This is a genomic window from Stenotrophomonas sp. 57 (genome assembly GCF_030291075.1).
Classification (GTDB): Bacteria; Pseudomonadota; Gammaproteobacteria; order Xanthomonadales; family Xanthomonadaceae; genus Stenotrophomonas.
This window is the reverse complement of the sequence record NZ_CP127407.1, coordinates 450,580-476,691: the sequence shown is the minus strand read 5'-3', so window position 1 is coordinate 476,691 and position 26,112 is coordinate 450,580. Positions and strand designations below refer to the sequence as shown.

Here is a 26,112-nt window from a genome sequence, read left to right as displayed (position 1 = left end):
AGGAGCCGTCAGCTCAACGCTTCCACACCGGGAATGCCTGCGGCATCTGCTGCCACAGCAACGGCCCCGCGCGCAGTTCCTGGTCGTTGAGCAGGCAGGCGTCCAGCTCCGCACGCACCGCGCGCTCATCCATGTGCACGCCAATCACCACCAGCTCCTGGCGGCGGTCGCCCCACAAGGGATGCCATAGCCGCTGCATCGCCGCGTGCGCGGCCGAATCCGGGAATTCCTCCAAGCCCGGCAGGGGTGCGCTCCAGCAGTCGGCCTGCTGGCGTGCCCAGCCAAGATCGCTGTACGGCAGCGGTGTCGGCGGCAACAGCGGTGTGGTGTTCTCGATGCCCGCACGCACGCGATCGCGCGCGGCGTACCAGAAGCCTGCCGCCTGCGTGCGCGTCGCTGCACCCACGGTGTTCAGTTCGCCCACCCAGTCCATGCGGTTGGCCAACCAGAACCAGCCCTTGCTGCGGATCACGCCGGGCATCCCTGACTGCAGCGCGCGGGCGAATCGCGCGGGGTGGAACGGGCGTCGCGAGCGGTAGACGAAGCTACCGATGCCGTACTCCTCGGTTTCCGGTGTGTGCTCCCCGCGCAATTCCTTCACCCAGCCCGGCGCACGTTGTGCACGCTCCATGTCGAAGCGACCGGTATCCAGCAGTTCAGCCAGTGGCACATCGCCGAAGCTGGACAGCAGCAGCTTCGCGTTTCGGTTCAGCCCACGCAGTACCGCCAGCGTGTCCTGCAGTACCTCGTCATCCACCTGGTCCACTTTGCTGACCACGATCACATCGGCGAACTCGACCTGCTCGCACAGCAGGTCAACCACCCCGCGGTCATCCTCCGGGCCGGCCTGCTGTCCACGCTCGGCCAGGCGTTGTGAGGAACCGAAGTCGGCAAGGAACGCGCTGCCATCCACCACCGTCACCATCGTGTCCAGGCGCGCGATATCGCTCAGGCTGAAGCCGTGTTCGTCGCGCACCGCGAACGTCGCGGCCACCGGCATCGGCTCTCCGATCCCGGTCGATTCGATCAGCAGGTAGTCATAACGACCCGCATCGGCCAGGCGCCGCACTTCCTGCAGCAGGTCATCGCGCAGCGTGCAGCAGATGCAGCCGTTGCTGAACTCCACCAGCGTCTCTTCGGTGCGGCGCAGTTCGGCACCGCCTTCGCGCACCAGCTGCGCGTCGATGTTGACCTCGCTCATGTCGTTGACGATGACCGCCACGCGCAGTCCCTCGCGGTTGCGCAGGATCTGGTTGAGCAGGGTGGTCTTGCCGGCCCCGAGGAAGCCGGACAGCACGGTGACCGGAAGGCGGCGGTCGGCGCGGGAAACAGTGTTCATGTCGGAGCGGGTTGGCTGCGGAACGGAAATGTTACTGTATAACAATTATTGCGCAAGGAACCTCCCCCGATGAAGTCGCCTTCTGCCGCCCTGCTCGATGCCGGCGCGGTCGCCCTGTCCAGCCTGTGCCTGCTGCACTGCCTGGCACTGCCCCTGCTCGCCGCCGCGTTGCCGCTGTTCGGCGCGTGGGCCGAAGCGGAATGGGTGCACCTGCTGTTCGTGGCCATCGCCCTGCCGCTGACCGGCTATGCGCTGTGGCGGGCCGAGCGCCGTCATCCGCTGCCCGTGCTGGCCTGGGCCACCGCCGGTGCCGGTCTGGGGCTGTTGCTGGCCGGCGCGCTGGCGCTGCCCTCGCATGACTGGGAAACGCCGATGACCGTTACCGGCAGCCTGCTGCTGGCTGCCACGCACATCTGGAACGCACGGCACCGGCACGCGGCACGCGGCACGCGGCACGCGGGGTAGAGTCGACTGTTAGTCGACTATCGCGCGAAGCGCGGGATTTCATGCCGCCTGGGCAAAGAGCAGTCGACTAACAATCGACTCTACACCCCACGGCCTATTTGCCGTAGCGGCGCAGCAGCTCCACCAGCACTTGGGCTTCGGCGGCCCGCTGTTGCGGATCTTCGGCGCCCACCACGTGCTCCTGCAGGTGCTCGTGCAGCAGCTCCATCAGCAGACTGTGGGCTGCACCGCGCACGGCGGCGACCTGCACCAGCACGTCCGCGCAGTCGCCCGCCTCGCCCTCGGGCGTGTCCAGCGCCTGCTCCAACGCCGCCACCTGACCCGCGATACGGCGCACCCGGGTCAGCAGCTGCTTTCGATGCTTGTGTACATGGGCCATGGCGGGATCATATACCCTATGGGGGTATCTACTCCACCCCCCTTGGTCCCCCCATGCACCTGGACGCCCTCGCCGCCGCCCGCCGCCACGAACACCGCTTCGACGACGGCAATCCGCTGGCCGAACGCAACACCCGCCGCGCCATGTGGCTCACCGTCGGCATGATGCTGGTGGAGATCATTGGCGGCTGGTGGTTCAACTCCATGGCCGTGCTCGCCGACGGCTGGCACATGAGCTCGCACGCGTTGGCACTGGGCCTGTCGGTATTCGCATACCGCTGCGCGCGCCGCTATGCGCACGATCCGCGCTTCGCCTTCGGCACCTGGAAGATCGAGATCCTGGCCGGCTACACCAGCGCCATCGCCCTGCTCGGCGTCGCCGCACTGATGGCCGTGCAGTCACTGGAGCGGCTGTGGGTGCCAGCGCCGATCCACTACAACGAAGCCATTGCCATCGCCGTGGTCGGCCTGGCAGTGAACCTGCTGTGCGCCTGGTGGCTGCACGACAGCCCGGGCCACGCACACCACCACCATGGGCACGGCCACGATCATGGCGAACACCCCGGGCATGATCACGCGCACCACGATCACGATCACGCGCGCGGCCACGATCTGAACCTGCGGTCGGCCTACGTGCATGTGCTGGCCGACGCCGCCACTTCGGTGCTGGCCATCGTTGCCCTGCTCGGCGGCAAGCTGCTGGGCCTGACCTGGCTGGACCCGGTAATGGGCCTGGTCGGCGCGGTACTGGTCACCGTGTGGGCAGTGGGCCTGCTGCGCGACAGTGGCCGCATCCTGCTCGATGCGCAGATGGATGCGCCGGTGGTGGCCGAAGTACGCGAGGTGATCGAACAGGGCCCGTGGCCGGCACGCCTGGCCGACCTGCACGTCTGGCAGGTGGGGCGGGGCAAGTACGCGGTCAGCGCCAGCCTGGTCACCAGCGACGCCAGTCTGGATGCCGATACCGTGCGCCAAGCGCTGGCGATCCACGAAGAACTGGTGCACATGACGTTGGAGATACACCGCAGCTGATCCTGCGCGACTGCGGTCGAATCTGTAGAGCCGAGCCCATGCTCGGCTTGCCGTTGCCCTTGTAGCGCCGAGCCATGCTCGGCTGTCGCAGGCCATCAGCCGGGCACGGGCTCGGCTCTACAGTCAGAGCTTCAGCATCATCCGCAACAGGTACATCAGCAGCGGCAGCGCACTCAGCACCGCACCACCGATGCCGATCCACGGCCAGCGCTCGCCGCGCACGCGCGACGCCACCGCCAGACCGCCACCCACCAGTGCCGCACCCAGCACGCCCACGCCTAGCCCGGCGGCCATGCCATTGCCGCCTGCGGCCACCGCAGCCTGTGCAGCCAGGCTGCCCGCACCCCAGCCCACCACGATCCCCAGCCAACTGGCCACGCCGCACCACGGCGCCTTGCCCTGCGCCATCCGAAAACCCCTGTGTCCTTGCCGAATTTCTGTACGGGCCGTGCCCGCATGCTGCCTACACTAGCCGCACCTGCCCCGTCGGGACATCCCATGCGCACGCTCCGCCTGCTGCTGCCCGGTGCCCTCCTGCTGCTCAGCGCCTGCGGTGGCGACGCCGGGCTTCCGTTCTCCGCTGATCCGCTGCAGGGCTGTTTCGCCACCAGCGCGCGCAAGCAGGCCGATTTCCGCATCGACAGGGAAGGCGGCCAGTACTTCGTCTCCTTCAGCCGCGGCGACCAGTGGCAGCGCGAGCCGAATGCCCTGCACAAGGCCACCCGCAGCGAGATCAGCCGCTACTTCCGCGATGACGCCGAGCAGATCGACAGCGCGTTGATCCGCATGGCCGGCGGCTTCGGCATCTTCCACTTCAACAAGGACGCGACGTTGAAGGGCAAGGCCAGCGATAGTGACTACATGGCGTTGATGCTGATCGGTGCTGGGCCGGTGTATGCGATGAAGTGCCCGTAAGACGCAATGATTCTGATGGCGACTCAGGGCACTATGGGCGCATCCTGTCTTCTTTGAGGAGCGATGCCAATGCTGCTGCTTCTGCTGCTTGCGGTAAGCGCGCCGAAGACCCAGGGTGCCTATGACGAAGTCCGGCAGCTGCCCGATGGCCAGACCCTGATCATGCGCACCCTGGACTGGGATCTCGGTGATGGTCGCCACGAGCGCGTTACCGTGCATTGGCTGCTGCAGGAAGACGGCCGCCTGCGCTACGACTTTGATCGGCAGCCACCGGAAACCCAGGACGTCCATCGTCGGTCGTGCGCGCTGCAGGGCATGCAGCCCTCGCGTGGCGTCAACATGATTTCAGGAGAAGGAGCTACACACGGCTACAGCTGCACAAGCCAGCTGTAACGCCGAGCCCACGCTCGGCTCCTGCCGTCTTCATCCACGCATGGCGTGGATCTACAGCAGCAGCCACCCCGGGACCCCGGTAAAAGCTGCGGTACCATGCCCTCCCCCGAACCGCCCCGGTACCCGCCGTGCCCCATTACACCGGCCCCCTGCTGACCCGCGACAGCGCCGATACCCTGCGCCGTGCCCATGACAAGGGCGCGGCCGACTGGCAGGGCTCGCTCGACCTTGGCCGCAGCCAGGACAGCGTGGCGCTGGATGGCGACGGCTTCCACTTCCGTGGCCAGCACTACCCGTGGCCGGGCAAGCTGAAGGACCGCACGCTTTACTACTGGGATGGCGACGAGTTCGCGTCGATTTCGCGCTACAGCGGTTCGCTGATCAAGCTGGTACCGACCGAATGGGGTGCGCCCACCTTCGAGATCGACGGCATCAAGATGCTGCCGACCTCCAAGCTGTCACCGTTCGAGGATGCGCGCCGCAAGGTCGAGCTGGTCGCTCCGGCCGGCAAGGTCATCCTCGATACCTGCGGCGGCCTGGGCTACTTTGCCGCCTGTGCGCTGGAGGCCGGTGTCGGCCAGATCCGCTCGTTCGAGAAAAACGCCGACGTGATGTGGCTGCGCACGCTCAACCCATGGTCGCCGGATCCGGACTCAGCCGCGGCCGGTGGCCGCCTGCAGTTCAGCCACGGCGATGTCTCGCAGCAGATCGAACAGGTGGCCAGCAACAGCGTCGACGCGATCCTGCACGACCCCCCGCGCTTCGGCATCGCCGGCGAGCTGTACTCACAGGTGTTCTACGACCACCTTGCCCGCGTCATCCGCAAGGGCGGGCGTCTGTTTCATTACACCGGTGCGCCGAACAAGCTGACCAGCGGCCGCGACGTGCCGCGTGAAGTAGCCAAACGCCTGGAAAAGACCGGGTTCAAGGCCGAGCTGGCGCTTGACGGCGTGCTGGCCGTCAAGCGCTGAGCCTCACTCCGAATCCACCTTGGCCAGCTTCATCACCCACCTTGGCACTTCCGGTTCACCGGCGTAGAAGTCCTTCGGTTTTTTCTCCGCCATCGCCCAGCGGTGCAGCCAGCTCGGGCCGTAGCGGCCACTGTAGCCTTCGGCCCCGCGTGCATAGGCCGGATCGCGCATCGCCTCGTCCAGCGAGATGAAGCGATAGCCGCGGCGCTTGGTTGCCGCCACCAGTTCGGCGAAGGTGGCCGCGTTGAGTTCGTTGGCATGCATCAGCCACACCTGCGGCAGTGCATAGCCCAGCAGCGCCTGCGACTGCTTCTCGTAGTAGTCGAGCTTGTTCAGCATGTACGGCACATAGCCCTTGCGCAGCTGTGCCAGCGTCGCCTCGCGCGCCAGGGAATCCGGCTGCTCGTTCATTACGTTGGCATAGGCGAACGCCCACACCCACTCGCCGTTGTCGACCGTCACCGGTGCCACGCGGTAGCCATGCTGCTTGAAGAACACGTCCATCTCCGCGCGTTCTTCCGGCGTGCGCCCGGCACGCAGATAGGGGTGACGCATCCACTGCGGTTTCAGCCCGCGCTCGGCCAGCAACGGCCGCAGCACCGCCTCGCCACGAAGGAAATCCTGCTGGAACGCAGGCACGCCCTTGGCGTTCAGGTCCATGTGCGAGTAGGTGTGGTTGCCCAGCACATAGCCGGCGTCCAGCCAGTCGCGCAACATCTTCACCCGCGCCGGCTGCACCTGCCCTTCGATCTCAAGCTTGTTCTCGTTGACGAAGCCCACTACCGGCACACCCGCCTGGTGCAGCTGCGCCATCAGCGCCTCGTGCCGCGACTGAAGATCCGTCGGAACGATCTTGTCCACCCGCGCCCAGGGCAGGTCGTCGATGGTCACCGCGATCCGGCGGTCGACTTCAGCGGCGTGTACCGCCAACGAACACAGCAGCAATGGCACAGCACGCAGCAACCAACGCATCAGCACATCCTTGCAGGAGCGAAGCGCAGACTGTAGCGCGATTGCGGGCGCGTGGTTGGTCACACACCTCTCAGGGGCTGGGCGACTGCACCTGACGTTCGCGCACGATCGCCCGCCACAGCATGAATCCCGCCGCCATCGCCATCAACAGCAGTGCGGCCAGCACCAAGGCCAGATCATCAGGATTGCGCAGCAACGGTGCATGCGCGCGGGTAAGAATCTCGAACACCACCTGTTGCGCCTGGGCCAGCGGCAACCGCCCCTGCTCACCCAGCTCCACCAGACACGCTGCCGGCGAAAGCGTGGCCACGGTGGTCCACGCCATGTCATACAGATGCAGGACGCGGGTAGCCAGCAGCAAGATCACGGCATGCAGTGCCATCAAGCCCCAGTTGGTCCATCGCAACCGTTCCGGCAAGCGACCCAGCCGGTAGATGCTGATCGACATCGCACCCAGCAGCGCCAGCACCACACCGGCCATCGGAACCCACTGCAACGGTTGCCACGGCGCCAACGCGGTGGAACGTGCCATCAGCTGCTCTGCCACCTGCATGCGTGCGGCAGCGTCAGGGCCACCACAGGCTTCATCCACAGGCTCGAGCAGCAACCCCACGCGGCTGTGGAAGAAGCCGGCGGCAAGCGCCACCGCCAGCAATGCCACCACCTGCAGAACCAGCAGGATCGGGCCCGGGCCACAGATACGGCAGAAGCGGGTAGCAGCAGAGGCCATCGGTTCATCCATGACAACAAAGGACCATCCTAACCAATCACCCTGTGCTTGTCGGCTGTCGGATACGACAACCGTCGCGTGGTCCCGGTAGGATGTGGATGAGCATGGATGGGCGTATGTAGAGGTGTTGTGGATGGTCACGCTGTATCTGTGGGTGCGAACGCTGCTCCCGCTGCTGGCGTTCGTGATCGCGTGGATGCTGCTGTCGCGCCTGATCAAGACCCGCGCGGCGCGCCTTCCACGCGTTCCCTTGAACCTGCCCGAGCACAGCAGCAGCCCGCGCCGGAAGGACCGGCGCATCTACGCACGCAAGCTGCGGCGCAGACCGGGCCTGCGCACCGCAACGCGCCCGGCCACCGCGCCGCGCAGCTGGAACCTCGCCGCGGTGTTCGTTTCGTTCTCTGCGTTGATTGCCGCCGTGCTGGTCATGCCGGATGGCGCGCGCTTCCAGGTGATGGCCGAGAGCCTCACCGGCTACCCGGCCACGATTGCTGAGGTACGTGTTCCGGCGGGCCGGCAGCCCCTCGTGCTGCAGGCGTGGCGGCCAGCACTGGCGCAACTGTCGCGGCCGGTAAGGATGCGCTACCCGATCGGTCGCACCGGCGGCGAGCATGAAGCGCACGCCACGCTACCGGTACAGGTCAGGCATCAGGGGGATCGGCTGCAGGTAGCTACGGCCGTGCCGGTGGATGCCGATGTGCTGCATGCAGAGCTTGCGCGCCTGGCGGGGCTGCCGGTTGAGGCCATCACCGTCCGCCAGCGCGAGATCTCGCCCCGGCTGGAAACCGGCTGGAAGCCGCTGGCCGACCTGTAGAGCCGAGCCCACGCTCGGCTGCTGTCCCGTGAAAGAGCACGCGCTATGCGCGCTAGCCGAGCATGGCTCGGCTCTACAGATCAGGACCCCCGCGGCAGCTTCGCCGCCCACATGTTGTCCACCAGATTCGGGTAACGTCGTCCATTCTCTTCCGCACGCTGCCGCGCCGCCTCTTTCTGCGCAGGCGACAAGGGCTGCGAGGTCTGGCCCTTGGGGTTGGGCTTCTTCCACGGGGGTGTCTTGGTCTGGCGCATGGATGCAGCTTACCGCTTCAGGAAGTTCAGCAGCGCCAGATTGAAGTGGTCGGCATGGCTCGTATTGCAGCCATGCGGCGCGCCTTCCAGGATCACCACCTCGCTGCCCGCTATCGCCTGATGTGTTCGCTGCCCGGAACCTTCGAACGGCACGATCGCGTCGCTGTCACCGTGCAGGATCAGGGTTGGCACCGTGATCTTCTTCAGATCGTCGCGGAAGTCGGTAGTGGCAAACGCCTGCATGCAACCCAGCGCCGCCGTCTGGTCGGATTGATGGCACAGTGCGATCGCCGCCTGACGCGTCTCTTCGGTCACCATCAGCTGGCCATTGGCGCTGAAGAAATCGCGGGTGAAGCCATCGAAGAAAGCCTCGCGATCCTTCTCCAGACCACTGCGCATTTCGTCAGCCTTGTTCTGGGTCAGCGGGCCTTCCGGGTTGTCGTCGCCGCGTAGCAGGAACGGCGGCACCGCCGCCGCGAACACCACGCTGTGCAGGCGATCCTGGCCATGGTTGGCCACGTAACGCGCCACCTCGCCACCGCCCATCGAGAAGCCGACCAGGGTGACGTCGCGCAGGTCACGTTCATCGATCAGCCCAGCCAGATCCGCCGCCAGCGTGTCGTAGTCATAGCCCTCGGCCGGTTTTTCGGAGCGGCCGAAGCCGCGCCGGTCGTAGCTGATCACGCGGTGCTGGGCGTCGCGCAGGATCGACACCTGCGTCTTCCAGGCATCGGCGGACAGCGGCCAACCGTGAATCAGAATGACCGGGCGGCCATCGCCACCGGTGTCTTCAACGTGCAGGCGGACGCGGGAAGCAGGCATGGGAACTCCTGTGGAAGGGGAGGATTTCAGGATATGCGCCGTCCCCTATCGGGGTCGTGATGGAATCGGCGGTCGCCATGACACCCTCTGCACAGGGCGCGCCACCCGGCCAATCCATGGATGCGGGCATTCACCCCCTGGAAAACCCGTTTCGTCGCAGCGCGGCTGCGGCCCCCGGAGCGCCGTGCGAGCCTGCGTGAATCCCGCCCTGGAGCCTTGCCATGCTGCTGCTCACCCTGCCCCTGCTTGCTGCCGGCCTGGCCGCCGCCCCGAGCGCTAACGGAACCCTGCGCGAGCAGATCCGCCGGGCCGACGCGGAGCTGTTCGCCGCCGCGTTCGACGACTGCGACGCCGACAAGGCCGCGACCATGACCACTGAAGACATGGAGTTCTTCCATGACAAGGCGGGCAAGTCCGCCAGCAAGCGTGACGACTTCCGCCGCAGCGTGGCTGCGCTGTGCGAGAGCACCCGCGCCAACCGCACCCACCTGCGCCGCGAGTTGGTGGAAAGCTCGCTGCAGGTGTTTCCGCTGCACGACGATCGCGCCCTGGAGATCGGCGATCACCGCTTCCATGAGCGTGATGCAAAGGGCGTCGAGCACTGGACCGGCCAGGCGCGCTTCATCCAGGTCTGGCACCGCGTGGACGGGCGCTGGCTGGCCGAGCGGGTGATCAGCTACGACCATCGGCCGGCGGACTGATCGCCGCGATGCGGTGGTTCACGGGCCGGTTCTATACTGACCCGATCCATCACGACCTACCGCTGCAGATCGCCCCATGGCAGAGATCACCCCCAACCACCCCGACTATGGCCTCAACCAGCAGATCCGCCAAGGCGTGGCCGCACTGGATGCCCAGCACGGCCGTGCGTTCGACCAGACCAGCGAGCGGCTGACCGCCAGCCTGACCGTGCTCGCCCGCGAGCAGGGCCTGCAGCAGGTCGACCACGTGCTGGTCAGCAACGCCACGGCCAACCAGCCGGCGGGACACAACATCTTCGTGGTACAGGGCGACCCGGCCAATCCGGCGCACCTGCGGGCGATGATGCCGACCGCAGTGGCTGCGCAGACGCCGGTGGAGCAGTCGATGCAGAAGCTGGGCATTGCCCCGCAGCAGCCGTCCATGGGGCAGCTGCCCGAACAGCAGGTCCGTGAGCAGGAACAACAGCAGAACCCGGCACACCGCCTGGGCTGAGCCGCCTCCAGCGTTACCGGCGGCCCACCGCGAGAACGTCGACTCGCCGTGCGCTTGCTGCCCTAGGCCATGCGCGGCCCGGACTGCTCCTGCACCTGGCGCTGCTGCAGTTCATCCTGCGTGCGCGCCTGCCCAGACTGCGACAGCTGCTCAGCGCGCTCGAACGAGGTTTCTGCCGGTGTCTGCGCGGCCACCGCCGTTGGCATGCTGGCCCGCAACTGTGCCGGGTCGTTGCGCTCACCCTGGACGATGAAGATGCTCTGCGCCACATCGGCCTGCGCAGTGCGATCGCTCAACAGCACATGGTCAACCTGGGTCAGGCCATTGGCTTTGGCCAGCGCGTACAGGCTGGCACTGATGTTCTCGCTGGTGGCATCGAAGTCGCGGCCCCGCTCTGCATCGAGCCGGGCCACGCCCTGGTTGATCTGCGAGAGCAGCGGATCGTTGCTGTGCCAGGCCAGACGATCACCGCTTCGTTCGCCCATGCTCTCAGCATCACTCAGCATGTGTTGCTTGAGACTGCGCTCCGGCAGGGGATTGGTTTTCCTCTGGTTGAGCTCGCTGTCCGGAAACGGCGGATCAATGCTGTCCACACCGTGGATGTTGCGCAGCGGTCGGAATGCATCCTTGCCTGCCCCCTTGATGTCAAGAGGAATGCGAACATCCGGAAGAAGCTGGCCGGCGGGACCTCCCAACGCGTTCACGTCGATGCTGCTTTTCCGCTGGATGCCCGCGTGATTCAGCGCCTCCCAGGTGAAGTCCACGCAGTTGTGGCGAACATCCTGATAGTGCTTGCTGAAGCCGAATTTCTCCGGGTCCGAGCCGAACTGCTGGAGCTTCCTGTACTGCTCTTCGCTGATCTCGAGGGTACGGGTGTAGCGCGGGTCTCTATAGACCGTTGCGTCATCCTCCATGATGGCGCCAGGACCATTCATGCTTCCGTGCTCCTTGGGAGCAAATCCGTAGCTCTTCGCAGGCACGCCGGGTGCATGCAGGACGTAGAACATATGTCCTGGGGCGGACGTCTGCGGAACACCCTCAGCGTCGACGGCCTGCTTGTGCGTCCTGGGGTCGATCAGCGGTGTGCCAGGTGCAGCAATAACGATCTCTACGGTATAGCGCGGCTTGTCCATAAGGTGATTCCTTCGTTCCTTCCAGCGGTGAAGTTGATTACTTGCCTGGCGGCCGGGCTGCGTGTAACCGCACCTGAGCCGAGTAATGCTGCAGTTCCGGCGAGGCCTGCACAGTACGGACCTGTACGCGATAGCGGTTATCAGGCTCCAGTGGCAGAGCAACCAGGCTCAGCGTGTACTGGCCGTCACTGCCCATGTGCGGCGACGTATACCGCCATTGGCTGGATGCATGCCATTCCGGAAGCTGTTCACCTGCATTGAGCACCCCGGCCTGATAGCTGTCGTAGGTGGGAACATCCTTCCAGGCATCAGTGCCCCACTGCTGCAGGGTCACCTCGAACGGGACCCTCGATGTGCCCACGTCAGGCTCGTCCGGCCTTCGCGTCCCTTGGCGCTGCAACTCCAGCTCCAGCGCATACGTGCGACCCGGCTGGAAGTTGCGGGCATTCGTCTCGAACTCGAACCGCACCGCTTGCCCGGACTCGGCAAGGTTGATCGGCTTGACCAGATCCAGCGGCTCCGGCGCATCCGGTACGCGGCTGCTGCAGGCGCCGAGTGCGCTCGCCAGCGTGAAGATCAGGCCGGCACGCAGCCAGCGGTGGATACCCAGCATGATTCAGATCCTTTGGCTCCCTGCCATGGGGTTCAACCCTAGCGGGTCGGCGTTGGGCACTGCAACCGGGCAAAGAAAAAGGCAGGGCCTGCACCCTGCCTTCTTCACGCCAAGAACCACCCGGCGGGCCAGAACATCCGGGTGGTGCAGGGCGATCCGGCCAATCCGGTGCACCTGCGCGCGAATCCCGCACCGCGATTGGGCTGTACGTCAGCCCAATCGCATGGCGCTCGGTTCCTGCGCGGTCTGCTGAGGCTCCAGCGCCGCCGCACGCACCTGCGCGTGCTGCCCCTGCTCCAATTGTTCCACCCGCGCGAGTGACTGCTCGACAGGTGACTGCGCCGCCATGGCGGTGTCCATCGACACCCGCGTGGCCGCGGGATTGTTCGGGTCGCCCTCGACAAGGAAGATCCGCTGCCCCGCACCAGCATCTGCAGTGGGCTGGCTCAGCGCCACATGGTCGACCCGCTCGAGGCCGTTTTCCTTGGCCAACGCAAACAGGCTCGCAGACATGCGTTCGCTTGCGTCGTCAGGGGTGCGGCCATGCTGCTGGTCCAGCGCTGCCACCTTGCCCCGGATGGACTCCAGCAACTCGCGGTCCTTCTGCGGAAGCTGCTGCTCGCTGATCAGGTATTGCATCAACGTGCGCTCCGGCATCGGGTTGCGCACCTCCCTGTTCAGCTCGCTGTCCGGAAAGGGCGCGCGGATACTGCGTATCGCATCCACGTTGTCCAACGGTTTGAGGTGGCCCTCGAAGCCCTTCCGCTCCATGCCCAGGATGTTTTGAGGATGCAGGCCCGCGTGATTCAACGCACCCCAGGTGAAGTCGATGCAGCTGTTGCTGGCACCGTTGTAATTCATCTCGAAGCCGTGCTTCGCAGGTGCATTGCCGAACGTCAGCAGTTTGTCGTACTGCTCCCTGGAGATCTCCATGTCGCGCCGGTAGAACGGCTTCTGATACTGATCCGCATCGTTCGTATACACCTTGCCCGGACCACTGCGGGCGCCATGCTCTTCCGGCGCGAACCCCAGGCTGTGGCTCGTTTTCCCATCAGAGACCGTGTAATACACGTGCCCGGCCATGGACGTGCCGCCCGCGCGAAGCGGTGTACCGGGGGCGGCAACATAAATGGAAACGATGTAGCGATCATCCATGACGTACTCCTATTTGGCGCGATGTGTGTAAGCCAACTGCAGTTCAGATGGAACAGCCTCCAACCCGGCCGGCGGTGACAGCAGCTGGATGCGCAGGCGGTAGCGCCCGGGCGTCACCTGCTCCGCCCAGGCGAAGGTCACGGTGCGATAGTGCCCGCCCGGCTCAGACAGGCCGGCCGCCACCAGCGACGCGTCATCAGCACTGTCGGGTACTACGCCGGGCACACGCCCATCCGGGCCAACTGCCACCATTTCCGAGGGCTCGAAGCCCTTGAACTGGCGGCGCGTCAGCGGCACCGGCGAGTTGCCAGCCGCATCGATGCGCTCAAGCCGCACCTCAGCCGACAGCCCGTCGCGCACGAGGCGTTCTGCAGCCTGCGCAGCCTGCTCTTCATCCGTGCCTTTCACACGCAGGCCGATCAGCAAGGTGGGGGCCGCATTCGGGCCGGGCGGTGCCAGTTCGAAATCGACCACCATCGGTTCATGCATGGCTGTCAGCGGGAACGATCGGACGATCGGCACGACGTTCTCCTTCTGCGAGGCGCCGGGAGCCTGTGGCGCAGGTGCGTCGGTCGGTTGGCAGGCCGCCAGCAGGGCCACGCATGCCACGGCGGCCGACTTCAGCAGGTGACTACGAAGTGTCATCCATGTACCTCGATCAGAGCATCTGCAGGCAATCTACATCACGCACACCTGCCACGATGTGATTGGTGTTGGCCTCCAGTTCATCGAATTGCGTCGCTCAGGCGCACACAAAGAAGGGCAGGACGCACCACCCTGCCCTTCCTGTTCATGCTGCCGGATGCCCTTACAGCTGGATGCGCGCCACGCTCTCGTCAGCGCCCTTGTCATCCTTCTCGCCGTTCTTGATGCTCACGAACAACACGTTGTTCTTCGCATCCAGCGCCAGGCTGTTCGGGTGGGTCGGCACCTTGTAGGTCGCCACCTTCTGGTAGCTGTCACTGTTGTACGCGGTCACCGTACCGGCTTCGCGGTTGGTCACGTACAGGCGCTTGCGCGGTGCATCCAGCAGGATGCCCAGCGGGCCGGCATCGGTCGGGATGCTGGCCAGTTCCTTGCCGGTACTGCGGTCGAGCACCAGCACGCGCTGGCCCGGATGCTTGCTGACCAGGCCGCTGCTCTTGGCCTGGTAGCCACGCAGGAATTCCGAGCCCTGGTCGGTCACGAACAGGCGCTTGCCGGCCGGGTCCAGCGCGATGTTCATCGGCTGCTCGGCGGCGATCCTGTGCTGCGCCACCACCTTGTTCGAATCCGTGCCCACCACCACCAGGTCGGCCAGCAGGTTGCTGGTGTAGACGCGCTTGTTGGCCGCATCCAGCGCCAGGCCCGGCGCTTTGGCATTGCCCAGGCCGTCGATGGTGTTGATCACCTTCAGCGTGGTGGTATCGATCACGAACAGCACGCTGCTCACGTCCGGCTGGCTGCTGTGGCCGGTCACGTACAGGCGGTTGGCCGCGCTGTCGACCACCAGCTCGCGCAGGTCGTGGGTGTAAGCAGCCTTGCCGTCCTTGCCGGTCTTCTTCTCCATCAGCTGGATGGTGCCGACGGCCTTGTTCTGCGCGGTGTCGACCACGGTCACCGACAGGTCCACGGTGTTGCCCACGTACAGGCGGTTGTGGGCGTCATCCAGCACCACGCCGAACGCCTTGCGCTCCAGCGGGATGCGGGTTTCCACGGCCAGCGTGGCCGGGTTCAGGCGCAGCACCTGGGCCGGGCCGGCGTCATCACCGAAGCCACCGGATGAGGCCACGAACACGGCGTTCTGCTTCGGGCTGTAGGCCAGCTCGTACAGGCCTTTGGCCACGGCCTGGCGCTGCACAGCGGCGGCGGTGGCACTGGCGGCGGGCGCGTTGTCGGCGAACGCGGAGGGCACGCCGAGGCTGAGCGAAACGGCAACGGCCAGCGCGGCCGAGCGGAAGAGAGGAGTACGGAACATGCGAGCGTCCTTGAATGGGCACGGGAAGGTGTCCTGGCTCGCTGGGCCGTACTGCGACGGCCCGCCCCGCATCTGTCTGCGCGGGGTGGGCTGGCTGGGGTTGCGGGGGAATGGTAGCAGGTGGGGGGGCGTGGCGTGCGCCGGCGCGGGCATGGCCGACGCTCGACCTCGATGCTGCGCCCGCCGCTATGCCATCCGTGGACCGTGGCTCTGCTGAAGCTGCTGCTCCTCCTGCAAGCGCTGCGCGTCTCGCTGCGGCTCATTCTGCTGCAACTGCGCGACCCGATCGAACGAGGCCTCCACCGGTGCCTGCGCAGCAACCTCCGCCGGCATGCTGGCGCGCTGGTGTGCCGGGTCACTGCGGTCCCCCTGCACGATGAACAGCTTCGGTGCGGTATCACCGCGCTGCTCGCCCAGCACCACTTCGTCCACGCGCGAGAACTGCTGCTCCTTCGACAGCGCGAGCAGGCTGGCACTGACATTGCCGTTGCGTGCACCGAAAGCGCCGAGGTCGGCCACCTGCTGGTGGATCTGGTTGAGGCGGGCATGATCATCGTGCGCCGGGTCTGCGGGCGTACCGCTTGCCGCGAGGCTGCTGTTGCCGCGCCACTGCTCGCCGTTCTCGGTGAACATCCACTCGCGGAACGTCTGCTTCGGCATCGGGTTCCACTGCACCTTGTCCAGCTCGCTGCCCTTCACCTGCTGCGGAATGGCATTGACGGCGCGGATGTTGTCCAGGACCCTGGTAGCGCCCTCGTAGTTGGTGATCTCCCCGGCCAGCCCGACCGGGCGCAGGCCTGCGTGGTTCAGGGCACCCCATGCGAAATCGGTGCAGGCGTTGGAGAAGAAGTCGTAGTTCATGTCGAAGCCGTGCTTCTTCGGGTCTGCGGAGAACTCGAGGATGCGGTCGTACTGCTCCTTGCTGATCTCGATCGTGCGCTCGAAGCGGGGCTTGTCGTAGACCCGCAGATCCGTGTCATCGACTTTGCCCAGCGAGGGATTCGCACGGTCTTTCCCCATCGTGAATCCCCTGCTCACGGGTACCGGGTCATTTGATCGCGCCAGCGAAAGAAACATGTGCCCGGCAAATGACGGATCCAACAATCTCTTCTGGCCCGCGTCGCCCACATCGACTCTCGGCGTGCCCGGTGCGGCAAGATGAATCGTGACCGTATAGCGCTCTGCTTCCTTGCTCATGTCTTACTTCCCTAGCGATTGATATCCAACAATAAGTTCAGCTTGGAGCCCTTCCAGCTGCGGGCGGTCCTCCATCAGGTCGACTGTCAACCGATACCGGCCCGGCTCCAGCCAACCGACCTGCGCGAACTGAAGCACCTGATACAGCATCTCATCCGAGTGCAAACCGGCCTCGATCAGTGCGTTGTCATCCAAGCTTGTATCAGCCAGATATCGCACAACCTCATCTTCTGGAATTCTCTGTGAGTCGCGCCCGTCAGGAGTGCTCTGCCATAGCTGTACAGGACGAAGTGCGCCGCAATCAATCCGCTCCAGGCGCAATCGCGTGGGTGGCTTTCCCAGCCTGATCTTCTCCCACGCGTCCAGCAACGAGCGCCCATCGGTATCCTGCAGCCGCAACCCGATGTTCAGGATCGGAATGGCCGGCTTCTGGGGCGCCGGCAAATCAAACGTGACCTCGGCAATCCGACCGGCCTTCTGCAACTGCACGGCCCGCGTGAACGGCACAACCGTGCGCGCCTCGGCCTGAGCGCGCGTCAGCAGGGGCGGCGCAACCTCTGGCGCAGGTGACGCACGGCATGCCGCCAGCGCGGCCAGCACCGCCAGTACCACCAGCCCCCGCCGAACTGGACGCGTCATTGCTCCTTCAACCGCAGCGAATCGGCCACATCGGTCTTGGCCGCCACCTCGGTGGCGATGCTGGCGCGGCGGTGCCCCGGGTCGTTGCGGTCGCCCTGCACGATGAAGATGCTCTCGGCGGCATGGCTGTTGTGGGTCGGCCGGCTGAGCAGCACGTGGTCCACGCGCGAGAGGTTGTTCTGCTTGGCCAGCAGCAGCAGGCTGGCGCTGATGCGCTGGCTGGCCGCATCGAACGGGCGGCCGTGCGCGGCATCCAGCTCGGCCACTTTCTGGATCAGCTGCGAGAACAGGCGATGGTCCGGATGCGAAGGGTCCAACAGCGTGCCGGCCACTTCAATCGGCGTCGGCGGCGGTTCATCGCTGGCACGGTCGCCTTGGCGATGATGCTCGGCCTCACGCTCGGGCATCGCGTGGTGGGTTTCGGCATTCAGGTCGCTGCCCGGGAACGGCGCGGCAATGCACTGGATCTCCGGCAGGTTGAACAGCACCGCGAACTCGCCCAGGTTGCTGCCGCCATCCAGCGGCGCCGGCAGCGGATGCAGGCCAGCGTAATGCAGCGCCGCCCAGACGAAATCGCTGCAGCGGTTGATGGTGGCCGGGCGATCCACATCAAATTCGAACTCGGCCGGCTCCTCGGCGAAATCACGCAGACAGCCGTAGTGCTCCTCGGTGATTTCCAGGGTGCGGCTGTAGTAAGGGTCCAGATGCTCGTCAGCATCGTCGTGGCGCACCTGTGCGTACTGCATGCCGGTGCGGGTTTCACCCGGCGCCTGGCGCGGTGGCGCGAAGCCGTAGCTGTGAGCCTCGTCGCCCGCAGCGACCTGCAGGTACATGTGGCCGCGCGGCGAGATGCCCCCACTTTTCAGCGGGGTGCCGGGCGCGGCCAGATAGAGGGTTACGGTGTAGCGTGTTGCCTGCTCCATGCCTGTTCAGCCTTGATGGGTGCTGCGGTCCTGGGCGGATGATGGCATAGGTGGGATGGGGGGCAGGTGGAGGACAAAGTTGGGGCCACGACTGGCATGCTGAATGTGTGAACCAGCGTGCATTCCGGCGGTGCCCATGTATCGTTGTATGGAGTAAGGCGGGAGTGGGCCGTATAGTTGGCGCATGTGAAGCAATGGATTTGCTCATGGACCTCATCGTGAGGCTGCCGACACTGTTGCCCTTGTATGAACGATTACGCGGGCCGTGCTTTCAGGCTCGGCCCGCTGTCGCGATTGGCTCGAAACCAACCATCAGCCAAGCAGACGCGCAAGGCCCACGCCCTCGCCTCAAGCAGCGATCCGACATGCTGCGGGCCTTTGAATCCCGTGATGGATCTATCGCTGGCAAGGTCATCGGCCCGACGTCGCGCGGCATCAAAGGCGACCGGGCTGTTCTGGCTACGGATGCCCTCCCTATTCTTGCGGACGCCGACCGATCCACTCAATCGGTCACTAGCAGCAGCCGCCCCACTAAACGCAGGAACTAAGATGCCCTTCCAATTCCAGGCCAAGCCTTACTCCTCGCTCGATCCGATCAGTGAAACGGAGATCCCTCGCCCAAGAATTGGACCGACTGTTCTGGCAGACGGTCGGCACGGGACCGAGTACCAGTTCGCCATCTATCGCGGAGAGTCGCGTGTAGGTGGAGTTGGATTCGATGGGTGGGATGAAACTACGCAGGACGAAGGACGCTCCGTCCACTGCTTCGTCTTTGACCTCAAGCATGCTCAGGTCATCCACGCCATGCTGGCATACAAGCAGACGTTGGGTAACGCCGATGACGACTTCACCTATCTCAAAGGGCTCGCACAAGGCTTCGTACTTTCATTCGCAGGCCGAACTGACAACGATGAATCCCTACGCTATCTCGCGGTGACCAGTCCGCAGGCACTGATGGAATCGCAGATTCCGGCACCCGCAGACGTCGTCACGTTGGCCGACGGATCCATCGTGCTGGCCAGCGTTGAAGTCCCCGCATTCGGCGCCTGAGGTCTAAGCCATGAGCAAATTCATCTTCGATGATTTTGTGAAGACCACACTCGGCGGCGCAACCCAGACCGGGAGTGGAGAAGCCCTGACTGCGCAGCAGATTTCCGATGTCATCACCTATCTGAAATCACCGGGATCGGGTCCAACCACCAGCGTCAGCTTCGAACAGTATGTAACCGGCAACATGCAGGCCCACCCTCCGCGACTTCCGGATGGGATGGATTACCTCGCGTTCTCGGGCAAGGACACCGCAAAAATATCCAACTACACCAATGCAGAGGTGTACTCAAAGGATATCAACGGAAAGTCGGGAATAATTGGCGATACCCCATGGGGAAAGTTCGTCGATCAGCTAGCCAAGAATCCAGCTCACATCCCCGATCTCCAGTCGATGGAAGCTGGCCTCAGAAGCGTGATGGAGTCAAAGGGGATCGTTCCCTTCGACAAGAACTATGTGGGTGCGCTCCAAGACATAATGTGGAACGCCGGCAGCCCAAAGTTCTTCGAGAACGCCATTGCTACGGGCAAGCCACTGATCGCTTTCGTGGATGGGGCGCCTCCCGATCGCGGTTTCAGTAGGTTCGAACTAGCCACCGCCCTCGACCACCCCACCGTCCGCATCAACGGCTATCCCATAAGTGCCTTCGGGCCTGAGCCGCTGGCCTTCGCAAGCCAGTCCGCCGCCGAGTACCAGGCGCTTGAGCGCAGCCTCGCGCAGCATGCCACCACCAACAGCGCGCACCCCGTCGACGTCGCGCAGGTGCGCCTGCATCTCAAGCCCATCGACGGCTATGACGCTGTCAGCAAGACACTCTTCGAACGACCGCTGCACGACTACAGCGCGTTGAACCTGAGCGAGATGTCGACCACGCGCGCCAACTGGGTCGCCGCGCATGCCGACCTGGGCACGGGGCCACGTCTGTTCGCTGATCTGCCCGATCCACCATCGCACGCGCCCCTGCAGCCAGGAGCTCCACGCGGCCCTCCCCATGCGGCGACGGTTGCCGAAGCAGTGGCCGACGTTGCACCGCATGGCATGCACGCCGGAATCAACCCCGCCATCAAGGTTGCCGGCGTTGCGGGCGTCGCACTGCTTGCGCACGACTTCGCCACCTCCGGGCACAAGTGGATTGAGCTGAACTCGCAAGGCAATGCCGCAGGCGCAGATTCCACCGCCGCACACTTCGTGGGCCGCAACGTCGGCGGCGCAGTGGGTGGCTTTCTTGGCGGCGCTGGTGTCGGCCTCGCTTCGGGCTCGTGGACGGGGCCCGGCGCCATTGCAACGGGTATCGGTGGCGGTGTCCTCGGTGCGTATCTCGGCGAACGCTGGGCCGAGCAGAAAGACATTGAACGCGTCTACTCCCAAGTTGACCCGATGGGTCGCACTTGGACGCGCGACGCCGCTGACCCCAATGGGCGCTGGCTGCGAGCCGGCGAACAGCAGCAGGTCCAGAGCACCGACCTGGGCACCGGCGTCGAAGTCCGCCCGGTGCAGACGGCACAGGGTGACGACGTCACCTTCCGCACCAGCTATGTTGCCACCGGCACATTGGAGCGCCAGTTGAACTGGCAGGCGGCCCGGGCCTCGTATGAGTTGGGCTTGTCGAATCCGCCACCCCCACAGAACCCCTACCGGCTGAACGCCAATGGCTTGGCCGAGCCGGCACGAGGCGCCTTCGAGACCGATCGCGCCTTTGTACGCGATGCCAGCTCGGGACAATGGGAACTTGAAATCAAGGAAATGGTGGATGGCCGAGTGCCCAACAGCCGCCACCTGCCAGTCTCGGCGGAGCAGGCGCAGGCTCTGGATGAACAGTCGCGCACGGTCATCGCCCAGAACGCGTCAAACACCAAAGCCGCGATGGCTGCGCGCTACATGGTTGCTCACGAGCAAGGACGTTGGAGCGACTTCGGCGACGCGAACAATCCATCCATTCCCCGTGCCATTCAGGACGCGCAAGCCAGCGCCGACACGTTGAAGGCGAGTGATGGCAATGCCTATACACGGCAGGCGGACGGCCAATGGGTCAGCAAGGGTGTGATCTTTGACAGCGCCGCCAACCGGAACCTGAGCGACGAGCTGGAGATCACCTGGCAAAGCCAGAATGACGGTATCGCCGGGCTGCACGACATCGCCAGGCAGCTCAAGGAGACCGCACAGGTTGCACACGAAGGTATTCGCGGCCAGGTGGATGCGCTCTACGCGCGCCATGGCATCGAGCGCACCGAGCAGCAGCTTGCAGCTACAGCCGTCGCGGTGGAGCAGACGCTGAATCTGCAGGGCAGAACAGGCGACGTGGTTCTGGAACTGATGCCAGACCCCCGTACCCACGCGCCCAGCGCAGAAAGTGCCATCGCCACGTTCGGTGACGCCGGCGGAAACCGGATGGTGCTCACCGGCACCACCACCATTGAGGACATTACGCGGGCTCAGTCGCAGTTTCGGCCTGAGGGTTCACTGGCTGCCCAAGGCGCTGCGCCTGCAGATCAGGCGACGACACCCGACGTGCCCGAGCTACGCATTGCTGCGTTGACTGCAAAGGAGCAGGACGCACACCGGCAAGCGCTGCAGGAGGCCAATCGTCAAGGCAGTGCGGCGGTGGATGCGCAGCAGGCAGCGTCTGCGGCCGTGCTGGAGGCGCGAGGGGTGCAGGTTGACCCGGGTGAGGCACTGAAGGTCAACCGTGACCTGCAACGAGGTGCGGCAACCAGTGCTGCCGTTGAACCCGCTCGCGAGCCCACTCCGGCGCCCGCTCCCGTCATCGCCGCACCCTCGGCGTCGATTGTTGAGCCAGAGCGCACGCGTCCCTCGCGTGAGAGTGAGCAGGCGGAGGATGCCGCCCGGCAGAACGCTCGGAAGGAGGAGCCGGCACCGACTGCACCAGCAGTGGGCCCTCAAAGTGCCTCGCAGCATGAACCGACTGTGGAGGAGGCCCGTGAAGCGCGGAATGCCTCGGTCGTAGGTACTGCGGCCGGTGCAGGCTCAACCCAGCCAGTTCACATGCAGGAGCACAAGGCTGAGGATCCCACGCTTCAGGGCGGTGCTGAGCCGCAGAAGCTTGCGGATGCACTGCCGGTGCAGCCAGCCGTCGCTACAGCTCAAGACAAAGCAGAGCAGCCACTGCCGCAACCTTCTGAGAGCGAGCAGGCCCCAAGGACCGCGCAGGAAGCCCCGTTGGATCTCCCAGTTCCGCCGCTACCGGCCCAGGACGATCCGGAGCCGGAACCTACAGGCCCCAGAACGGCTGACGTTGGCGGAGACGCTACCCGTCAGGCAGCGCCGCCCTCTTCCCCTTCAGATGAGGAGCTCGACCTCCCTGAGCATGTAGCGCCGCCGTCGGCCGCTCTGACGGAAAGCAATCCAATGCGGCCCGGACATCCCGATCACCCGCTCTATCAGCAGATCCGCGAGGGCGTAGCGGAGCTGGATGCCCAGCACGGCCGAAGCTTCGATGCCACGAGCGAGAGGATGACGGCAAGCCTGCTGGTTCTAGCCAAGGACAATGATCTATCCCACGTTGATCATGTGCTCGTAAGCAACGCCACGGCAACGCATCCCGCCGGCCACACCCTCTTCGTGGTGCAGGGCGAGGCGAACGACCCCGCGCATCTGCGCGCCTCCATGCCAACGGCAGAAGCGGCGCAGACGCCTGTGGAGGAATCACTGCTGCAGTTCGATTCGGTCAGCAGGGAAGCGCAGCAGCGCGCACTGGCCAATCAGCAGGAACAGCTGTTGCAGGATGAGCGAGCGCAGCAGGACATCCAGGTGCGCGCGGCAAGCATGGGATGAAGGTCAGGTTCGGGTGCCGGCGGGGCCACGAGTTGGCCCGTGCCTGTGATCTCGCCCCCAAGATGGCAACAAGGGAGGGAGGCTGCCCAGGAGCGGTCTCCGCACCGTCGATGCAGGCCATCGGCTAGCTGGATTTCTCAGACGATGCATCCGCCCGGACGGCGCGGCGTCTGTCTTCGTCGAAGAGCAGACACTCCGCATATGTCTCGTTGAGCCGTAGCACCTTCTTCTGCAGATCCGGGACGCCGGTAAGGATGGTGAGGTGCTGCCCCGCCATCATCGAAAGGTTGTTGCTCATCCGGATGACGTTGATCGCCAAAGGCATGGGGAAGCCATCGCGACTCCGGTTCATTGCGTGTACCCCTGCGTGTACGAATGAGTTCAGCGGAGCCCAAGCGTGTAGCTTCAGCTCGATAAGGTGCGGGAGCAGATTGCCAAGCTCCGATACTTCCGCAAATGCATCCAGCATCTTCGACAGCATCGGCAGCCCCTTTTCGCTCATTCCAGCTTCCGGTGGAAGGGACAGCAGTTCGACCTGCTCGTCGGCTGCACAGTGCAGGATCCAGACGGACCGCGTGAAGGCCTCGTACTGGCAGCGCATCAATGCCATCGCAGAGGACGCCATTCCGGCCTGCAGCAGCGTGCGAAGGGCGTCTGCATGTTCAAGGCTCAGCAATGCTGCGTCCAGTGACGCCAACAATCTGGGCGAGTCATCCGCCAGCGGATGATCCACCGTGGAGAGGATCGCCTGGCGAAGCAGCGCGGATCGGTTGAGCAGGTCTTCCATGACGATGACTCCTGGTATCGGCGGGTGGAGCATATCCAGCGGAGGGAGCTGCCTGCCAGAGCCCATGCGGAACTGATCCCACGCTGTGAGACAGCTCCAGACCATCCTCCCCTCCCCCACCGGAGGATGCCGATGACCAGAATCGACCCCGCATGGCTGGAAGCCTTCGACAAGGAGCTCCTCCACCTGTTCGCCATCGACCATCGCGATGCCGGCATGGATGAGTTCCTGCTGGGCTGCTACGCAGACCTTCCGCCTCGCGAAGCAGCACTGGCGTTCGGCAGCGACTACGACCTGGAGCGCGACGATGCGCTCTGGCCACGGCCGGGCGTGGCGCTGCAAAGTTAAGTTGTGTCGCAATCGGCACGCTGCGCGTATCAGCCCAGCGGGCTAGGTGTCGCTTTTGGGATCCTATACGGCTACAAACCGTACTTTTTGAAGCGCATCCGGGCCATAACTTAACACCGGCCGAAACCACTGCACCGCAAGGGTTCTGCCACACGTTCGCCATGCAACAATGCCGTAAGCGTCAGCATTTGCGGCCTCTGCGGCTTACGGTTTCTTGGCATCTCGCAACCATGCGAGTACACCTTGGCATGCCACCGGAGAAGGGTGGCGCGGGACTCGAAAACCCGTCTATGTACCAGATGTATGCGCTTGCCAGCCGGCGCCACCGTTTGTGTGGCGCCGGCTGGCAATCCGTTCGCGTTTCCATGGCGGGCGGTGCGTGGGGATCTTCGGATCCGCCGGTCTGGTACATACCGGTTTTCGAGCCCGCACCGTCCGCCACCTTTATCGGTGGCGCTGCTATCTGTCCTGTACGGAGCATTGCCATGAACACATCGGACTTCCGTTCCCTGCACGCGCAATACGATCCGGACAACGCCGAACCCGAGCGCGAATCGTCCGTCGATCCCAACGCCTTCGTCGCCACGCTGCACCGCATCGGAACCGGTGCAGCTGCGGATGGCCAACCTTGGCCGGAGCGGCATCAACTGCCCGGGCGGTGTCTTCAGTTGGCGGATGCGGATTGCGCGCTAGCCGGGCTGCGCGTGGTGGCGGAGCTGATGCTGGCTGCGGAGCGCACGCGGCAGAACGGTGCGCCGGAGGAGTACCTGGGAGATCGAGTGATGGAAGGATTGAAGATGGCGTGTGTGGCGTTGACGGCGCAGGTTGCTGAGCGATTGCAGGTGCGGGAGTAGCGCCCAAGGCTTGAACCTCAAGCAATAGGCTGTGTGCTGTCGTCGCGGCCCCGTTATCCGTTCGCCTCTGATCTGCATTCCAATGAAGTCTCTGACGTACGCAGTACTGTGCTTGGCAGCGCTGATTGGTTCAGCGCTCGCCCACTGCCACCTGCCCAAAGACGATTTGGAGCTGAAGACCTACCCCAAGGTCTCGGCTACCGAATTTGCTGTCATGCGCGAGGAGGCCCTAAGCCTAGCGGCTGAAGATGCAACGCTCGGCACCGGGCGCTTCGAAGCAAGGTACATCGAGCTCACTTGCCGAGGCGAGCCCGCTCTGCTGGTGGACAACTCATCATCACAGTTGCTCATCCTAGGCTTCACAGGCCAAGCCAGTGAGACGCCTTGCGTTCAACCTCTACTCCAGCGCTGGAGTAGCCGACTACTTCCGGGCGATTAGGGCTTTGCAACTGAGCTCCACATACAAGACGCATCGACGGGCCTGAACAGTCTGCGGTTTGCGCTGACACACTACGCTCCCCCGCCTCAAGCCATTAGCGGCTCATTGTGTCGTTTACGGCATACTTTCCCCAGAACGCCACGTGCGGTCACGGATAGGGGAAGGCTGTGAGTAGGTGGACTGAAGACGAATTGGCTGCTGCCGTTGAGGCGTATCGCCAAATGGAGGCCCGTCTTGCCAATGGATCAGCCCTTGAGAAGGCAAGGGTCTATCGGGAACTGGCCGCCCGCCACGGGCGTACGTCCAAGGCCTGGGAGTACCGCATGCAGAACATCTCCCATGTTCTAGATCAGGCAGGGAAGCCCTGGCTACCCGGGCTTCTTCCAGCATCGAACGTGGGTGCAAAGGTTGAGCCGAAACTGGCCAAGCTCCTCGGGCTCTCCGGTGAGACGCTCACGTCGGTCTCTGGTCCTACAAGGGAACTGTTGGAGCAGGAGGCCAAAGCGGCGGAGGCATCTGGCAGTTTCTCCCCAACAGACGAGGTGGACGAGAGGCGGCGTGTGCTGGCAGCTATCGTTCGGCGCCGCGGGCAGCCTGCCTTCCGTAAGGCACTGCTGGACGCATACGGCGGCTGTTGTGCGATGACGGGATGCGATGCGGCGGACGCCTTGGAGGCGGCCCACATCCGGCCCTACTCAGGTCCCAAAAGCAACGAAGTCACAAATGGACTTTTGCTTCGCGCTGACGTGCATACACTCTTCGACCTGTACTTGCTGGCAGTCGACCCAAAGTCCTTTCGAGTTTCCGTATCCCCCACCCTGATGAGTTCCACCTACAGAAAGTTGCAAGATCGTCAGCTAGCTAACCCGATAACAATTGAACTAGCCGCCAGCCAGGAAGCACTGGCCTGGCATCATTCCCGCTGTCTCTGGTAGAAACATCAGAACC

29 protein-coding genes are annotated in these 26,112 nt (G+C 64.6%); 13 read left to right on the top strand and 16 right to left on the bottom strand.

Annotation, left to right across the window (positions count from 1 at the left end; genetic code table 11):
* Positions 1-13: 13 nt before the first annotated feature.
* Entirely contained in the window at positions 14-1,339 is a 1,326-nt protein-coding gene (locus QP512_RS02125) for a GTP-binding protein (RefSeq protein WP_286070787.1), read from the bottom strand.
* 69 nt (positions 1,340-1,408) lie between these two features.
* Between QP512_RS02125 and QP512_RS02120 the strand changes: the two genes are divergently transcribed.
* Positions 1,409-1,804 carry a MerC domain-containing protein gene (locus tag QP512_RS02120; RefSeq protein WP_286070786.1) on the top strand — a complete coding sequence of 132 codons (396 nt, stop codon included), beginning with the start codon at positions 1,409-1,411 and terminating at the stop codon, positions 1,802-1,804.
* Between the two features lie 94 nt (positions 1,805-1,898).
* Here QP512_RS02120 and QP512_RS02115 read toward each other — a convergent pair whose 3' ends face one another.
* Complete coding sequence (locus QP512_RS02115) at positions 1,899-2,183, bottom strand: metal-sensing transcriptional repressor (protein WP_286070785.1); 285 nt, start codon at positions 2,181-2,183, stop codon at positions 1,899-1,901.
* A 53-nt stretch (positions 2,184-2,236) separates the two neighbouring features.
* Between QP512_RS02115 and dmeF the strand changes: the two genes are divergently transcribed.
* Positions 2,237-3,214: a CDF family Co(II)/Ni(II) efflux transporter DmeF gene (dmeF, locus tag QP512_RS02110; protein WP_286070784.1), complete on the top strand. Its 978-nt coding sequence runs from the start codon at positions 2,237-2,239 to the stop codon at positions 3,212-3,214.
* 123 nt (positions 3,215-3,337) lie between these two features.
* Here the strand turns inward: dmeF and QP512_RS02105 are convergent, their stop codons facing one another.
* The gene (locus tag QP512_RS02105) at positions 3,338-3,622 is read right to left on the bottom strand and encodes a hypothetical protein (protein ID WP_286070783.1); all 285 of its coding nucleotides are present in this window, start codon (positions 3,620-3,622) and stop codon (positions 3,338-3,340) included.
* 90 nt (positions 3,623-3,712) lie between these two features.
* On the opposite strand from QP512_RS02105, the gene QP512_RS02100 reads away from it, so the two are divergent.
* The 3 genes from QP512_RS02100 (at position 3,713) to QP512_RS02090 (ending at position 5,493) form a co-directional block, all read left to right on the top strand.
* Positions 3,713-4,129 (top strand): hypothetical protein, encoded by a 417-nt coding sequence (locus QP512_RS02100; protein ID WP_286070782.1) that lies wholly within the window; start codon positions 3,713-3,715, stop codon positions 4,127-4,129.
* A 69-nt stretch (positions 4,130-4,198) separates the two neighbouring features.
* Positions 4,199-4,522 (top strand): hypothetical protein, encoded by a 324-nt coding sequence (locus QP512_RS02095; protein WP_286070781.1) that lies wholly within the window; start codon positions 4,199-4,201, stop codon positions 4,520-4,522.
* 128 nt (positions 4,523-4,650) lie between these two features.
* Positions 4,651-5,493: an MnmC family methyltransferase gene (locus tag QP512_RS02090; protein WP_286070780.1), complete on the top strand. Its 843-nt coding sequence runs from the start codon at positions 4,651-4,653 to the stop codon at positions 5,491-5,493.
* Between the two features lie 3 nt (positions 5,494-5,496).
* On the opposite strand, the gene QP512_RS02085 is transcribed toward QP512_RS02090, so the two are convergent.
* Positions 5,497-6,465, bottom strand: a complete 969-nt coding sequence (locus QP512_RS02085; protein WP_286070779.1) for a polysaccharide deacetylase family protein — start codon at positions 6,463-6,465, stop codon at positions 5,497-5,499.
* A gap of 70 nt (positions 6,466-6,535) precedes the next feature.
* The gene (locus QP512_RS02080) at positions 6,536-7,195 is read right to left on the bottom strand and encodes a hypothetical protein (RefSeq protein ID WP_286070778.1); all 660 of its coding nucleotides are present in this window, start codon (positions 7,193-7,195) and stop codon (positions 6,536-6,538) included.
* A gap of 133 nt (positions 7,196-7,328) precedes the next feature.
* On the opposite strand from QP512_RS02080, the gene QP512_RS02075 reads away from it, so the two are divergent.
* Positions 7,329-8,009 carry a hypothetical protein gene (locus tag QP512_RS02075; RefSeq protein ID WP_286070777.1) on the top strand — a complete coding sequence of 227 codons (681 nt, stop codon included), beginning with the start codon at positions 7,329-7,331 and terminating at the stop codon, positions 8,007-8,009.
* An 80-nt stretch (positions 8,010-8,089) separates the two neighbouring features.
* Here QP512_RS02075 and QP512_RS02070 read toward each other — a convergent pair whose 3' ends face one another.
* Both QP512_RS02070 and QP512_RS02065 read right to left on the bottom strand, forming a co-directional pair.
* Entirely contained in the window at positions 8,090-8,263 is a 174-nt protein-coding gene (locus QP512_RS02070) for a hypothetical protein (RefSeq protein ID WP_005412082.1), read from the bottom strand.
* A gap of 9 nt (positions 8,264-8,272) precedes the next feature.
* Positions 8,273-9,085: an alpha/beta hydrolase gene (locus tag QP512_RS02065; RefSeq protein ID WP_286070776.1), complete on the bottom strand. Its 813-nt coding sequence runs from the start codon at positions 9,083-9,085 to the stop codon at positions 8,273-8,275.
* Positions 9,086-9,306: 221 nt separating this feature from the next.
* On the opposite strand from QP512_RS02065, the gene QP512_RS02060 reads away from it, so the two are divergent.
* Both QP512_RS02060 and QP512_RS02055 read left to right on the top strand, forming a co-directional pair.
* On the top strand, positions 9,307-9,786 hold the full coding sequence (locus tag QP512_RS02060; RefSeq protein WP_286070775.1) for a DUF4440 domain-containing protein: 480 nt from the start codon (positions 9,307-9,309) through the stop codon (positions 9,784-9,786).
* Between the two features lie 76 nt (positions 9,787-9,862).
* Complete coding sequence (locus tag QP512_RS02055) at positions 9,863-10,279, top strand: XVIPCD domain-containing protein (protein WP_286070774.1); 417 nt, start codon at positions 9,863-9,865, stop codon at positions 10,277-10,279.
* Positions 10,280-10,341: 62 nt separating this feature from the next.
* Here the strand turns inward: QP512_RS02055 and QP512_RS02050 are convergent, their stop codons facing one another.
* The 8 genes from QP512_RS02050 to QP512_RS02015 form a co-directional block, all read right to left on the bottom strand.
* Positions 10,342-11,412 carry an XVIPCD domain-containing protein gene (locus tag QP512_RS02050; protein WP_286070773.1) on the bottom strand — a complete coding sequence of 357 codons (1,071 nt, stop codon included), beginning with the start codon at positions 11,410-11,412 and terminating at the stop codon, positions 10,342-10,344.
* A gap of 37 nt (positions 11,413-11,449) precedes the next feature.
* On the bottom strand, positions 11,450-12,025 hold the full coding sequence (locus QP512_RS02045) for a hypothetical protein (protein ID WP_286070772.1): 576 nt from the start codon (positions 12,023-12,025) through the stop codon (positions 11,450-11,452).
* A 210-nt stretch (positions 12,026-12,235) separates the two neighbouring features.
* Entirely contained in the window at positions 12,236-13,180 is a 945-nt protein-coding gene (locus QP512_RS02040; protein WP_286070771.1) for an XVIPCD domain-containing protein, read from the bottom strand.
* A 9-nt stretch (positions 13,181-13,189) separates the two neighbouring features.
* Entirely contained in the window at positions 13,190-13,702 is a 513-nt protein-coding gene (locus tag QP512_RS02035; protein ID WP_286070770.1) for a hypothetical protein, read from the bottom strand.
* Between the two features lie 286 nt (positions 13,703-13,988).
* Positions 13,989-15,137 carry a YncE family protein gene (locus QP512_RS02030; RefSeq protein ID WP_286070769.1) on the bottom strand — a complete coding sequence of 383 codons (1,149 nt, stop codon included), beginning with the start codon at positions 15,135-15,137 and terminating at the stop codon, positions 13,989-13,991.
* A 186-nt stretch (positions 15,138-15,323) separates the two neighbouring features.
* A complete protein-coding gene (locus tag QP512_RS02025; RefSeq protein WP_286070768.1) occupies positions 15,324-16,157 on the bottom strand; it encodes an XVIPCD domain-containing protein in 834 nt (277 codons plus the stop codon).
* A 180-nt stretch (positions 16,158-16,337) separates the two neighbouring features.
* Entirely contained in the window at positions 16,338-16,973 is a 636-nt protein-coding gene (locus QP512_RS02020) for a hypothetical protein (protein ID WP_286070767.1), read from the bottom strand.
* Positions 16,970-17,896: an XVIPCD domain-containing protein gene (locus QP512_RS02015; RefSeq protein WP_286070766.1), complete on the bottom strand. Its 927-nt coding sequence runs from the start codon at positions 17,894-17,896 to the stop codon at positions 16,970-16,972. The genes QP512_RS02020 and QP512_RS02015 overlap by 4 nt, the downstream gene beginning before the upstream one ends.
* 549 nt (positions 17,897-18,445) lie before the next feature.
* Between QP512_RS02015 and QP512_RS02010 the strand changes: the two genes are divergently transcribed.
* Both QP512_RS02010 and QP512_RS02005 read left to right on the top strand, forming a co-directional pair.
* The gene (locus QP512_RS02010; RefSeq protein ID WP_099560543.1) at positions 18,446-18,946 is read left to right on the top strand and encodes a hypothetical protein; all 501 of its coding nucleotides are present in this window, start codon (positions 18,446-18,448) and stop codon (positions 18,944-18,946) included.
* Between the two features lie 10 nt (positions 18,947-18,956).
* Positions 18,957-22,736 (top strand): XVIPCD domain-containing protein, encoded by a 3,780-nt coding sequence (locus QP512_RS02005; RefSeq protein WP_286070765.1) that lies wholly within the window; start codon positions 18,957-18,959, stop codon positions 22,734-22,736.
* A 124-nt stretch (positions 22,737-22,860) separates the two neighbouring features.
* Here the strand turns inward: QP512_RS02005 and QP512_RS02000 are convergent, their stop codons facing one another.
* Complete coding sequence (locus tag QP512_RS02000; RefSeq protein ID WP_286070764.1) at positions 22,861-23,523, bottom strand: hypothetical protein; 663 nt, start codon at positions 23,521-23,523, stop codon at positions 22,861-22,863.
* A 132-nt stretch (positions 23,524-23,655) separates the two neighbouring features.
* On the opposite strand from QP512_RS02000, the gene QP512_RS01995 reads away from it, so the two are divergent.
* The 3 genes from QP512_RS01995 (at position 23,656) to QP512_RS01985 (ending at position 26,099) form a co-directional block, all read left to right on the top strand.
* On the top strand, positions 23,656-23,871 hold the full coding sequence (locus tag QP512_RS01995; protein WP_286070763.1) for a hypothetical protein: 216 nt from the start codon (positions 23,656-23,658) through the stop codon (positions 23,869-23,871).
* Positions 23,872-24,356: 485 nt separating this feature from the next.
* Positions 24,357-24,725 carry a hypothetical protein gene (locus tag QP512_RS01990; protein WP_286070762.1) on the top strand — a complete coding sequence of 123 codons (369 nt, stop codon included), beginning with the start codon at positions 24,357-24,359 and terminating at the stop codon, positions 24,723-24,725.
* A gap of 762 nt (positions 24,726-25,487) precedes the next feature.
* A complete protein-coding gene (locus QP512_RS01985; protein WP_286070761.1) occupies positions 25,488-26,099 on the top strand; it encodes an HNH endonuclease in 612 nt (203 codons plus the stop codon).
* The last annotated feature ends 13 nt before the right edge of the window (positions 26,100-26,112 follow it).

Bases quoted from the DNA above. Each gene is read 5' to 3' on its own strand.
- QP512_RS02125 (WP_286070787.1), bottom strand. From the start codon at position 1,339: ATGAACACTGTTTCCCGCGCCGACCGCCGCCTTCCGGTCACCGTGCTG.
- QP512_RS02120 (WP_286070786.1), top strand. From the start codon at position 1,409: ATGAAGTCGCCTTCTGCCGCCCTGCTCGATGCCGGCGCGGTCGCCCTG.
- QP512_RS02115 (WP_286070785.1), bottom strand. From the start codon at position 2,183: ATGGCCCATGTACACAAGCATCGAAAGCAGCTGCTGACCCGGGTGCGC.
- dmeF (WP_286070784.1), top strand. From the start codon at position 2,237: ATGCACCTGGACGCCCTCGCCGCCGCCCGCCGCCACGAACACCGCTTC.
- QP512_RS02105 (WP_286070783.1), bottom strand. From the start codon at position 3,622: ATGGCGCAGGGCAAGGCGCCGTGGTGCGGCGTGGCCAGTTGGCTGGGG.
- QP512_RS02100 (WP_286070782.1), top strand. From the start codon at position 3,713: ATGCGCACGCTCCGCCTGCTGCTGCCCGGTGCCCTCCTGCTGCTCAGC.
- QP512_RS02095 (WP_286070781.1), top strand. From the start codon at position 4,199: ATGCTGCTGCTTCTGCTGCTTGCGGTAAGCGCGCCGAAGACCCAGGGT.
- QP512_RS02085 (WP_286070779.1), bottom strand. From the start codon at position 6,465: ATGCGTTGGTTGCTGCGTGCTGTGCCATTGCTGCTGTGTTCGTTGGCG.
- QP512_RS02080 (WP_286070778.1), bottom strand. From the start codon at position 7,195: ATGGCCTCTGCTGCTACCCGCTTCTGCCGTATCTGTGGCCCGGGCCCG.
- QP512_RS02075 (WP_286070777.1), top strand. From the start codon at position 7,329: ATGGTCACGCTGTATCTGTGGGTGCGAACGCTGCTCCCGCTGCTGGCG.
- QP512_RS02070 (WP_005412082.1), bottom strand. From the start codon at position 8,263: ATGCGCCAGACCAAGACACCCCCGTGGAAGAAGCCCAACCCCAAGGGC.
- QP512_RS02065 (WP_286070776.1), bottom strand. From the start codon at position 9,085: ATGCCTGCTTCCCGCGTCCGCCTGCACGTTGAAGACACCGGTGGCGAT.
- QP512_RS02060 (WP_286070775.1), top strand. From the start codon at position 9,307: ATGCTGCTGCTCACCCTGCCCCTGCTTGCTGCCGGCCTGGCCGCCGCC.
- QP512_RS02055 (WP_286070774.1), top strand. From the start codon at position 9,863: ATGGCAGAGATCACCCCCAACCACCCCGACTATGGCCTCAACCAGCAG.
- QP512_RS02050 (WP_286070773.1), bottom strand. From the start codon at position 11,412: ATGGACAAGCCGCGCTATACCGTAGAGATCGTTATTGCTGCACCTGGC.
- QP512_RS02045 (WP_286070772.1), bottom strand. From the start codon at position 12,025: ATGCTGGGTATCCACCGCTGGCTGCGTGCCGGCCTGATCTTCACGCTG.
- QP512_RS02040 (WP_286070771.1), bottom strand. From the start codon at position 13,180: ATGGATGATCGCTACATCGTTTCCATTTATGTTGCCGCCCCCGGTACA.
- QP512_RS02030 (WP_286070769.1), bottom strand. From the start codon at position 15,137: ATGTTCCGTACTCCTCTCTTCCGCTCGGCCGCGCTGGCCGTTGCCGTT.
- QP512_RS02025 (WP_286070768.1), bottom strand. From the start codon at position 16,157: ATGGGGAAAGACCGTGCGAATCCCTCGCTGGGCAAAGTCGATGACACG.
- QP512_RS02020 (WP_286070767.1), bottom strand. From the start codon at position 16,973: ATGACGCGTCCAGTTCGGCGGGGGCTGGTGGTACTGGCGGTGCTGGCC.
- QP512_RS02015 (WP_286070766.1), bottom strand. From the start codon at position 17,896: ATGGAGCAGGCAACACGCTACACCGTAACCCTCTATCTGGCCGCGCCC.
- QP512_RS02010 (WP_099560543.1), top strand. From the start codon at position 18,446: ATGCCCTTCCAATTCCAGGCCAAGCCTTACTCCTCGCTCGATCCGATC.
- QP512_RS02005 (WP_286070765.1), top strand. From the start codon at position 18,957: ATGAGCAAATTCATCTTCGATGATTTTGTGAAGACCACACTCGGCGGC.
- QP512_RS02000 (WP_286070764.1), bottom strand. From the start codon at position 23,523: ATGGAAGACCTGCTCAACCGATCCGCGCTGCTTCGCCAGGCGATCCTC.
- QP512_RS01995 (WP_286070763.1), top strand. From the start codon at position 23,656: ATGACCAGAATCGACCCCGCATGGCTGGAAGCCTTCGACAAGGAGCTC.
- QP512_RS01990 (WP_286070762.1), top strand. From the start codon at position 24,357: ATGAACACATCGGACTTCCGTTCCCTGCACGCGCAATACGATCCGGAC.
- QP512_RS01985 (WP_286070761.1), top strand. From the start codon at position 25,488: ATGCAGAACATCTCCCATGTTCTAGATCAGGCAGGGAAGCCCTGGCTA.